This window comes from Luteimonas aquatica, from assembly GCF_022662575.1.
Taxonomy (GTDB): domain Bacteria; phylum Pseudomonadota; class Gammaproteobacteria; order Xanthomonadales; family Xanthomonadaceae; genus Luteimonas; species Luteimonas aquatica.
On the sequence record NZ_JALBFU010000007.1, the window covers coordinates 29,404 to 40,374 of the forward strand.

General features: G+C 63.1%; 8 protein-coding genes. 6 read left to right on the top strand and 2 right to left on the bottom strand.

What is annotated here, in order from left to right; translation table 11 throughout:
• Positions 1-741 precede the first annotated feature (741 nt).
• From MD221_RS13160 to MD221_RS13185, 6 genes are all read left to right on the top strand, one after another.
• Positions 742-5,748: an RHS repeat domain-containing protein gene (locus tag MD221_RS13160; protein WP_242112276.1), complete on the top strand. Its 5,007-nt coding sequence runs from the start codon at positions 742-744 to the stop codon at positions 5,746-5,748.
• The gene (locus MD221_RS13165; RefSeq protein WP_242112277.1) at positions 5,748-6,191 is read left to right on the top strand and encodes a hypothetical protein; all 444 of its coding nucleotides are present in this window, start codon (positions 5,748-5,750) and stop codon (positions 6,189-6,191) included. The genes MD221_RS13160 and MD221_RS13165 overlap by 1 nt, the downstream gene beginning before the upstream one ends.
• Before the next feature lie 66 nt (positions 6,192-6,257).
• A complete protein-coding gene (locus tag MD221_RS13170; RefSeq protein ID WP_242112278.1) occupies positions 6,258-6,839 on the top strand; it encodes a hypothetical protein in 582 nt (193 codons plus the stop codon).
• 83 nt (positions 6,840-6,922) lie between these two features.
• On the top strand, positions 6,923-7,342 hold the full coding sequence (locus tag MD221_RS13175; RefSeq protein WP_242112280.1) for a hypothetical protein: 420 nt from the start codon (positions 6,923-6,925) through the stop codon (positions 7,340-7,342).
• Positions 7,343-7,421: 79 nt separating this feature from the next.
• The gene (locus tag MD221_RS13180) at positions 7,422-7,856 is read left to right on the top strand and encodes a hypothetical protein (protein WP_242112281.1); all 435 of its coding nucleotides are present in this window, start codon (positions 7,422-7,424) and stop codon (positions 7,854-7,856) included.
• A gap of 73 nt (positions 7,857-7,929) precedes the next feature.
• The gene (locus tag MD221_RS13185) at positions 7,930-8,373 is read left to right on the top strand and encodes a hypothetical protein (RefSeq protein WP_242112282.1); all 444 of its coding nucleotides are present in this window, start codon (positions 7,930-7,932) and stop codon (positions 8,371-8,373) included.
• Positions 8,374-8,517: 144 nt separating this feature from the next.
• Here MD221_RS13185 and MD221_RS13190 read toward each other — a convergent pair whose 3' ends face one another.
• Together MD221_RS13190 and ftsZ are read right to left on the bottom strand one after the other, a co-directional pair.
• Positions 8,518-9,357 (bottom strand): alpha/beta fold hydrolase, encoded by an 840-nt coding sequence (locus MD221_RS13190; protein ID WP_242112283.1) that lies wholly within the window; start codon positions 9,355-9,357, stop codon positions 8,518-8,520.
• A gap of 301 nt (positions 9,358-9,658) precedes the next feature.
• Positions 9,659-10,933 (bottom strand): cell division protein FtsZ, encoded by a 1,275-nt coding sequence (gene ftsZ, locus MD221_RS13195; protein ID WP_242112284.1) that lies wholly within the window; start codon positions 10,931-10,933, stop codon positions 9,659-9,661.
• Between the last annotated feature and the right edge of the window lie 38 nt (positions 10,934-10,971).

The window sequence follows — 10,971 nt, forward strand, 5'->3', positions numbered from 1 at the left end:
TCGGCGCCCGCCGGGCGCCCCCGGCGCCCTGCCGCGCCCACCCTCCCCGCCCCTGCCGGCTTGACGCCCCGCCCAGCCTTGCTGTAGCGTTTTCATTGCACGCAATTCTTGGTTGTTTTCTTGCTCGCCGACACGCCGGTTTCGAGCACTTCCTGCGGAAAACCAGGGGCCATTGGCGAAGACAGGGGGAAAAGGGTGATGGGAGGCAAAAAGCAATTGCAAGCCAAACGTGCCGTTTCCGGACGCCGCCGGCCCCGCGCGTCTTCCTTCCGTTCCGCCGGAGGCCCTGGCCGCGGCGCGGGCCGGCCGGCGCGGCCTGGTCTACCCGTCCAGGCGCCGCGGCTGCCGGCCGCCGCGACGGGGGGCCCCGTCCCGCCGGCAGGACCGGGACGTTCCCTTCGAGGAGCGGGACCGGGCGGGCCGTGGCTTCGCGCCCGCCTCGCATCGCCCGCCCTTCGGCTCCGTGCCCGGCAGCGCATGGCCGGGCGACGACGCGCCGGTTGCGACGTCCCTGTCGCGGCCATCGGCGCTCCTGGCCGTCGGCCGAAGCCGGGCATGCCGGCATCGCATCGCCATCCACGCATTCGCGCACCTCGCGGCAAGCGGCCGCGCGGCTGACCGGGACATCGCGCGGCGGCCACCTCCCATCCCGAAAGTTCGCCCGGCACAGGCGATCCGGCAACCGCGTCCGAAAACGATCTGCACGACCACACCTGTCTATCTCATCCAGAGGGGGATCTCATGGAACGTGTCGGAAGTTCTCGCGCCAAGCGGCGCACGAAGTACGTTCTCGCGCTGTCGGGCTTGCTGTTGGCGGCAATCGCATTGCCATCCATCGCGCAGGAGACCGGGCCTGGACTGTTCAAGTACCAGGAATACGCCTCGACCATCAAGGAATCGCGCGAGATCGCCGCCATCGGCGACGACGGATTCGGGGACGAGACGCAGCCGTTCAACGGCTCGACCGAGTTCAAGGCCACGGACCTGTCCCTGCCGGGCAACAACGATCTGCCCGTGGAGGCGGGCAGGAGGTTTCTCGTCGAAGACCGCAACCAGGGCGTCGACCACCAAAGAGCCTACCTGGGCGGATACGCGGATTGGGACATCGAAGTCCCGTACATCTCCGGCACGTTCGCCTCGGACGATGGCGGCTGGGTCGTCGGGCCGCCCGAGGATGCCAACCGCTACAGGCGCTGTTCGCGGCTCGATCCGCCGTACGTCAGCGGCGCCCCTAACTTCCTCTTCGGCTACGTATGGGACAAGAACGGCCTGTACATCCCCGGCGAGGAAGAAGGGATGCTTCTCCCGGCCAAGGCCGGAAGCTACAAGGCCCCCACGGACGGAAAGACCTATCCGTGGGTCACCACGCAGAACACGCGGCTGCGGTGCCTGCCCCAGCTCAGGAACGGCCAGCCGGGCGAAGGCTTCGCCGCGGTGACGGCCAAGGGCGTGACCTACTACTTCGACCTGATGGTGCTGCGCGGCGCGCCGCGCATTCGCGGCATCACCAACAGGAACACGTACAAGAACCGGGTCCGCGTCTTCCTGCTCGCGACCCGGGCGGAGGACAGGAACGGAAACTGGGTCAACTACAACTACAGCGGCGAGCAGCTGCAGTCCATCACCGCCAGCGACGGCCGGTCGATCGCGTTCACGTGGGCCAATGGCGCGATCAACACCGCGACGGGCGCCGGCAGGACATACACGTACTCGTATTCCGGCGGCGACCAGTACGCCGACGGCGGGCTGCTGGAGGTACTGCAGCCGGACGGCACCAAGTGGCGGTACGAGAAGAGCGGGCACCTGCGCTCGTCCAAGCCAAGGACACCGCCGCGCGAGCCCGAGCCCTGCGTGGAGTACCGGACGCCGCCGTCCAACTTCGGCTATGCGGTCGTCCATCCCAGCGGAGCCAGGGCGGAGTACGTCTTCGCCATGCGGACGTTTGCCCGCAGCTCCACCTCGTTCGGATGCAACGCCAAGCCAAGCCCCGACTATTGGGAGATTTTCACCCTCGAGTCCAAGAACGTCTCCGGGCCCGGGCTTGCGCCGCAGCTCACCTCCTACGACTACGCGGGCACTTGCATAGAGTGCTCCAAGGCTCCGGGCACGGAGGGCGGCGCGGCCACCGCCGGCGCGCCCTTGGCGGACGCCTACATCGAGGCGAACGCCTCGGACGCCCTGCCGGCCGCGCCGCCCGCGACGGATGACGGTCGCCGCCGCGAAACCCGGGTCACGCATCCCGACGGAACGGTCACCCGCTACGTCTACGGCGCCCAGGCGCAATACGACAGCAATTCGAAGATCCGCTACACCGAGGGATTGCTGCTGGAGGAAACCAGGACGAACGCCGCGGGCGCGGTCGGCTCCAGGCGCACGATCGAGTATCAGAACGATCCCTACGCGACCACCGCATTTCCGATGCTCATGGGGGACTACGTCTACCCCTACCAGCCCCACGAAATGGTCGTGCGTCCCGTCAGGAAGGAAACCGTCACGCAGGACGGCGCGACGTTCACCAGGACGGTCACGACCTTCGATGCGCTGGCGCGCCCGCTCGTGGTCAATCGCGCCAGCTCCCTCGGCTTCAGCCGCAACGACTCGATCGACATCCACGACAATACGGCCAAGTGGGTGCTCGCGCAGAGCGCAAAGACCTACGTCAATGGCGAGGTCGCATCGGAGGTTGCCTACGACGCCCTTGCCAGACCGCTCTGGTACAAGGTGCATGGGAAGCTCAAGCAAACCCTGACCTACTACGCCGGCACGGACGCGACCCAGTTCGGAACCGTCGCCACCGTCAAGGACGGCAACAACAACGTGACCGCGCTGTCCGGCTGGAAGCGCGGCATTCCGGGCACGATCAAATTCGCGGACGGGGTCGGCACCACCGCCGCGATCCGCGACGACGGGCTGCCCAGCTCGATCACGGACGCGAACGGATACGTGACGCAGTACGGATTCGATGCGATGGGGCGGGTCAACTTCGTCGACTATCCGGACGGCGATACGCCCAACTGGAACAGTTCGTCCGTCACCTTCGCCAGGACGGCGGCCTCCCTCTACGGGCTCCCCAATCCGTACTGGTCGGAAGTCGAGCGGACCGGAAACAAGCGGAAGGTCACCTACTACGACAGCCTCTGGCGTCCCGTCGTCGAGGAAACCGCCGACGCCGCGGACACGGCAGGGACAAGAAGCATCGTCGTCCGCCGATACGACTCGGCCAATCGCGTGGTGTTCGAGTCGTACCCGATGCGCAGCCTCGCCAGCTATACCGACACCGCGTTGAAAGGCGTCGCGACGACCTATGACGTGCTCGGCAGACCGTTGACCGTCAATGAGGATTCCGAACTCGGGGTGCTCACCACCAGGACCGAGTACCTCCCAGGCTTCAAGACGCGGGTCACGAACCCGCGCCTCGCGCAGACGACGACCAGCTACATGGCGTTCGACCAGCCCTCGACGGATTGGCCGGTGGCCATCGCACACCCGGAAGGCGCCTTCGTCGACATCGCCCGCGACTCGCTCGGCAACCCGCGGACGATCGCGAAGCGGAACGCCGGCGGCACCGTCCGGTCCTCCCGCCATTTCGTCTACAACCCCGCCAAGGAACTTTGCAAGACCATCGACCCGGAGGCGGGCAGCACGGTCTCCCACTACGACGGGGCCGGCAATCTGGACTGGTCCGTCTCCGGCGCCGCCCTGGCCGATCCCAACTCTTGCCAGGAAACCGAAGCCAGCACGTCCACAAGAAAGGTTGTCAGGACGTACGACAACCGGAATCGCCTAAAAACACTTGTGTTCCCCGACGGGCGCGGCGACCAGAACTGGAACTACACCGCCGACAGTCTGCCTTCTCGCGTGGAGACTTTCAGCTATCCCGGCGCCACGCCCAACGTCAATGCGTACCAGTACAACCTGCGCCGGTTCTTGAAGAGCGAGACGCAGACGCCCCAAGGCCAGGCCGCCTGGACGCTCGGCTACGGATACGACGCCAACGGCAGCCTCGCCAGCCACACCTATCCGTCCGGGCTGGTCGTCGGCTATGCGCCCGACGCGCTTGGCAGCGCCAGGCAGGTCGGCGCGTATGCCACGGGCATCGCGTATCACCCCAACGGGGCCGTCGCCCAATTCGCTTATGGGAACGGCATCGCGCACAGCCTGACGCAGAACCTGCGGGGCCTGCCGGCGCGAAGCCGCGACGCGTACGGCGCCACGGCCATCCATGACGACAGCTACGCCTATGACGGCGAGGCGAACGTCTCGACCATCACGGATGCCCTGTCCGGCGCCCGCGGCAACCGCACGCTGACCTATGACGGGCTGAACAGGCTCACCAAGGCCGTGTCGCCGATGTTCGGAACGGCGAGCTACGCCTTCGACCAGCTCGACAACATCACGCGTACGACCATCGGCGGACCCGCGGCCCGCGACCACTTCTACTGCTACGACGGCTACAACCGGCTGACCAACGTCAAGACGGGCAGCTGCGCGGGCGCGACCGTCACGGGCCTTGGCTATGACACGCAAGGCAACGTCAACAACAAGAACGGGGTGGCCTACGACTTCGACTACGGCAACAAGCTCAGGGCGATCGGGCCCGCGCTCAGCTACACGTACGACGCCTACGGCCGGCGTATCACCGAAACGATCGGGCCCGCCAATCCGCGGATGACGCGGTTCATGTACAGCCAGTCCGGCCTGCTCGTGTACGAGACCACGAGCACGACCCGCAACGAGAGCATCTACCTCGGCGACAGCTTGATCGCGCGCCGCGGAATCACGACGAACATCCCGGGCGCCACCTACAACGTCTCCTACCAGCACACCGACAGCCTGGGCAGCCCGGTCGCCGTCACCGACGAGAGCCGGGCCGTCATCGAACGCAGCGAGTACGAGCCCTTCGGGCGGCAGATCGCCAGCCGCGCGGCCCACGACGGACCGGGATTCACCGGACACCGGTTCGACGCCGCCTCCGGCCTCAACTACATGCAGCAGCGGTACTTCGATCCGTCGATCGGCCGGTTCCTCAGCGCGGACCCGGTGGTCACGAACACCGCGGACGGCGCGAACTTCAACCGCTACTGGTACGGCAACAACAACCCGTACAAGTTCACGGACGCCAACGGGCAATGCACGGGCTCTCGGATCGAGAACAAGGACGGGACTTGTCAAAGCGGCGGCGGCTACACGACCAGCGGGATCACGCTCGGGGCCGGCTCGCTCACCGGGGCGGTGTCCAGAACGGTAGCGGCGCTGACGATGTCCGCTTCGTCGCGAGCGCTGGGGATTCGTCGCCCGGGGCAAGGCGTTGACCCGCTCGGCCCGGGCATCCTTGGCACGAAGTCCCTTGGCGAAGTGATCGTCGAAGAAGTCCAGAGGCTTCGCCGAGAAAGAATCTATGTCACCTACACCCTAACGCGTCAGGGTGACTTTGGGACCGAATACTACTTCGGTCGAACTAGCGGCTATGGTGATCCTCAGGCCATCATGATGAAGAGGTATGCCTTTCACGAAAGGCGTCTTCAAGGATTCGGAAATCCAACCCTGGACAAATGGGCTTCTGGAGACAAGGGGCTCATTGCCATCCGAGGAAGAGAGCAACAGCTAATTGATGCAGCTGGAGGAATTGGCACCGCACATGTGGCAAACCTGATACGGGGCGTGTCAAAGTGGAACGTAAACGGTCGCTTATATCATAATGCATCCACTAAAGAATTCGGACTCATCGCAGGTTACACGGGCTACTGATGATCACTTCAACTGAAATCGATCTTAAAGAAATTGCATCCTGGTGCCATGATGCCGCCGACTTTCTTTCCCGATACCTGGATCCTGATTTGGCAGCAATGCGCAAAGAAATCATTTCTCGCCATGCGGGGAAGAAGAAAGCCATGCTGGAAATTGCCTCAGATTTAGCGGAAGGAATATATTCTTTATCGGATGAGGACCGCAATGAAGCGCAAAAGATGCTGAAGGATAAATATGGCTTCGGTTACGAGTACTTCCAACAAGGGAAGTTGCGAGTGATTGAGTCGATCCTGAAAAGCGGCAAAGTTGGCTCGATGTCTCAATACGAAAAGGCCCTGGATTTCTTGTCTGACACGACGAATGACCAAGACATGCTCGTGAGCCTTTCGAAGATTGTTGCTGCGTATGAGGAGAAGCTCATCAAGAAACAGGGCAAGAAATAATTTCCGATCGCCGTCGGTCACTTGGCGACCTCTTTTGATCCCAGCCCCCCTACTGCGCAACCGCTCATGCGTACCGCCCCGAAACCATCCCACCGCAGACGTGTGCTGATGATGGAACAGGATGAATCGCGCGGAAGAGCGCTGGTGCAGCGCGGACCGCAGATTTCAACAACAGAATGGAAACCTGCCCTCCTGTCTATGCAGGAAATTGAGATGACTGACACAGACCTCAGGAAGATCGAACTCTGGTGCTACGACGCAGACGCGTTCTTGTCCCAGTATCTGGATGCGGATCTGGCGGCGATGTCACATGAGAGCATAGTCAAGAGCTCAGGAAAGAAGCGAGCATTGTTCATGATTGCGGACGATCTTGCGGAAGGAATTTCCGATCTTCCCGACGAGGATCGCATCCAGGCTCAGAAGATGCTCAAGGAAAAGCATGGATTCGGCTACGAGCATTTCCAACAAAGAAAGCTGCGCGTTATCGAGTCGATTCTGGAAAACGGCAGAATCAGCTCGATGTCGCAGTACGAGAAAGCCATGGATTTCTCGTCCGATACGACGAATGACCAGGATACGGTTATGAATCTTGCAAAGATCATTGCGGCGTATGAGGAGAAGCTTATAAAAAAGAAGGCGCGCAAATAGACATCGCCATCAACGGAGCTCGGTGTCTTGATGGCGCTGCTCAAGAAATCCGTCCGTTGTAGCCTTCCACGGATACCACCCGCATGACGAATGTCGACTTGAAATCCATTGAGAGTTGGTGCCGCGTCGCAGCGAAAACTCTTTCACCGGGCGTTCCCGAAGCGATTCACGATATGACCATGGAAGTCATTGACAAGAACTCGGGCAAGCCAGCGTTGGTTCGCATCGCCGATGATCTTGCGGAAGGCATTAGCCACTTGCCGGCGGACAAGAGAGACGAAGCTCAGCGCATCCTCAAGGAGCGATGCGGAATCGGTTACGAATACTTCTTGAAGGGAAGATTGCGAACGATTTCGTCAATCTTGAAAAGAGGGAAAATCACATCGTCCTCGCAGTACGAAGCCGCACTCGAATACGCTTCCGACACTACCCATGATCCTGGAGAGCTGGACCAGATATCGCGCATTCTCTCCGATTACGTTGCAAAACTAGACAGCAAATAGCTCGTGACGCCGAGACGAGACGGCCGCCCCTGAGGTGTAGCGGGAGCGCCACTCTCCTGTCCATGCAGGAAAAATTGAGATGACTGACAGAGACCTCAGCAAGATCGAACTCTGGTGCTACGACGCGGCCAGCATCGTGGCTCCGCGATTGAACGCGGTGGTGGCTGCGATGCTTCACGAGAACATCAGCAAGTACGCAAACAAGAAAAGGGACCTGCTCTACATCGCCTCGGACTATGCCGAGATGATTTCATCTCTAGCAGATGAAGATCGCGCCAAAGCACAGAAGCTTCTTAAGGAGAAGCATGGGTTTGGCTACGAGCACTTCCAGCAAGGGAAGCTGCTAGCGATTGAGTCGATCCTGAAAAACGGCAAGATCGGCTCAATGTCTCAATACGAGAAGGCCCTGGATTTCCTGTCCGACACGACGAACGACCAGGACACGCTCGTGAGCCTTTCGAAGATTGTTGCCGCGCACGAGGAAAAGCTGAGCAAAAAGCAGGCCAAGAAATAATTCGCGGCCACCGATCGGGTTCGCAAGGCACCCTGCTTGATAGTGATCTGCAGCATTCGGGGCGGGAATTGGCATGACCGGAACGACAGAGATTGATCTGAAGAAGCTCGAATTGTGGTGCTACGACGCCGCAGAGTGCCTTTCCAAATTTGTGGATGCCGATTTGACGGCTTCACGAAGAGCGACCATTGCTCGATACACAGGCAAAAAAAGGGCAATCCTGACAATTGCATCCGACTTGGCAGAAGGAATTTCTCATTTGCCAGATGAAGATCGAAGCGATGCGCAAAGAGTGCTTAAAGCCAACCATGGGTTTGGTTATGAGTACTTCCAGCAAAGAATGCTGCGGGTCATTGATTCGATTCTAAAGAATGGCAAAATCAGCTCGATGTCGCAGTACGAGAAAGCTCTGGATTTCTTGTCCGATACGACGAACGAACACGACATGCTGGTGAGTCTTTCGGAGATTGTGGCTGCGTATGAGGTGAAGCTCAGCAAGAAGCGGAAACAACAGTAGCTCCTGGCCGCCAATCGGCCTCACTCCCGCGCCTCCCTGTCACCGTCATTCCTGCGAAAGCAGGAATCCAGTGACTTTTCCGACTTGCCATGTGGACTTGGCGGAAGGCGCTGGATTCCTCCTTTCGCAGGAATGACGAGCATTTCATGGATACAACCCCCTCCGGCGGCGCAGAAAGGCCTGCAAGGGCGCCAGGATGGCCTCGGGCGCTTCCACGAAGGGCCAGTGTCCCAGGCCCGGCAGGACGTGCACTTCGGCCTGCGGAAAGAACTCGCGCTGCAGCTGCGCGTAGCGGACCGGCAGGTACGGGTCGCGCTCGCCCCACAGCACGCACACCGGCAGCGTGGCGTCGACGGGCGTCCGCGCGGCTTCCGGGAAGATCGCCGCGACCTGCCGCGAGGCGCGGTACAGGCGCAGCACCGCGCGCTTGTGGCCCCAGTCGCTGAAGGCGGCGACGCGGTCGGTGAAGCCGCGCGGCAGCGGCCGCGGATTGTCCCGGTTCAAGGAGGCGCGCAGTACGCCGGGCGTGGCGAGCAGCTGGAAGATCTCGCCCAGGACCGGCGTCTGCCAGATCCTGGCATAGCGGTGCCAGCGGTAGCCGGGCATCAGGCCGCTGTCGATCAGGCTCAGGCTGGCGACGCGCCGCGGATGGTCCAGCATCCAGCGCAGCCCCCAGGGGCCGCCGAAATCGTGCAGCACCAGATGCGCGCGCTCGACCGAGAGATGGTCGAGCAGCCGGCCCAGGTAGCGGGCATAGCCGCGGACGGTGTAATCGAAATCGCGCGGACGCTCGGCGCGGCCGTAGCCGGGCATGTCCATGGCGACGACGCGGGAGAAGCCTTCGATCGCGGGCAGCAACGCCGCCCAGTCGTCGATCGCGCCCGGGTTGCCGTGGACGAAGACCACGGCCTCGCCGCTGCGCGGCCCGCCGTCGTGGACGGCGCAACGCACGCCCTCGATCGTCGGAAACTGCAGATCAGACATCGGCCACCCCGCACGGACGGGCGCCCGGCGCGGCGTGCGCGTCGCGGCGGGAGAAAACGCCGGCCGGATTGCGGCCGGCGGAAAAGTCCCGCCCTGGCGGCATCGCCAGGACGGGAAGTCATGCGGACACGGCGTTACCTAATTGCTTTACCTGTTGCTTGCTTTCAGTCGGCCTGACGGCGCAGGAATGCCGGGTGAGGCGGCATGCTTGCGAGGCATCGCCTCGCGTGCCGCCGAACGCCCGGCCATGGATGGCCGGGCCGGACGACCCGGAGTCCATATGCCTGCGCCAAGGACGGCATCAGTCGGCCTGGCGGCGCAGGAACGCCGGAATATCCAGATAGCTGCTGTCGTTGCCGAAATCCGCCACCGGCGGCGTGGACGACGGCGCCTCGGCGCTGTTGCCGCCGCGGCCGCGCAGGCTCGACGCCAGGCTCTGGCCCGGGTTGTAGGCCATGCCGCCGTCGTCCACCAGCAGGCCGGTGGTGCCGTCGCGCTTGGCGGGGGTGCGCACCAGTTCGACCTGCGGGCGGGCGCCGCGGACGATGTCGTGGCCGAAATTGCCGGCGCCGGCATAGCCGCGGTCGTCGTGGCGCGCGGCCTGGCGGCCGGCGCTGCGGTTCAGGCCGGTGGCGACCACGGTGACGCGGACCTCGTCCTGCATGTCCGTATCCAGCACGGTGCCGATGACGATGGTGGCGTCCTCGCTGGCGAAGTTCTCCACCGTGCGGCCGACCTCGTCGAACTCGGCCATGGTGAAGTCCGGACCGGCGGTGATGTTGACCAGGATGCCGTTGGCGCCGGCCAGGTTGACGTCGTCCAGCAGCGGGTTCTGGATCGCCGACTCGGCGGCGGCCTGCGCGCGGTCGTCGCCGCGGGCGTGGCCGGTGCCCATCATCGCCAGGCCCATCTCGCTCATCACGGTGCGCACGTCGGCGAAGTCGACGTTGATCAGGCCCGGACGCACGATCAGGTCGGCGATGCCCTGCACCGCGCCGAGCAGCACGTCGTTGGCGGCGCGGAAGGCCTGGATCATGGTGGCGTTGCGGCCCAGGACGGTGATCAGCTTCTCGTTGGGGATGGTGATCAGCGAATCGCAGTGCTGCGACAGCTCATCGATGCCCTTGAGCGCCACCTGCATGCGGCGGCGGCCCTCGAAGGGGAACGGCTTGGTGACCACGGCCACGGTCAGGATGCCCATTTCCTTGGCCAGCTGCGCCACCACGGGCGCTGCGCCCGTGCCGGTGCCGCCGCCCATGCCGGCGGTGATGAACACCATGTCGGCGCCCTGCAGCGCGTCCATGATGATCTCGCGGTCCTCCAGCGCGGCCTGGCGGCCGACTTCCGGATTGGCGCCCGCGCCCAGGCCCTTGGTGACGTTGCCGCCCAGCTGCAGCTGCAGCTTGGAGCCGTTGTTCTTGATCGCCTGCGCGTCGGTGTTGGCGGTGATGAATTCCACGCCCTCGACGCTGCTGTTGACCATGTGCGCGACCGCGTTGCCGCCGCCGCCGCCCACGCCGACGACCTTGATCACCGCGTTGGGAGCCATTCTTTCAACCAGTTCGAAATGTGCCATGTCCGTGTCCTCGCTTTAATTAGTTATGTGTTGCTGTA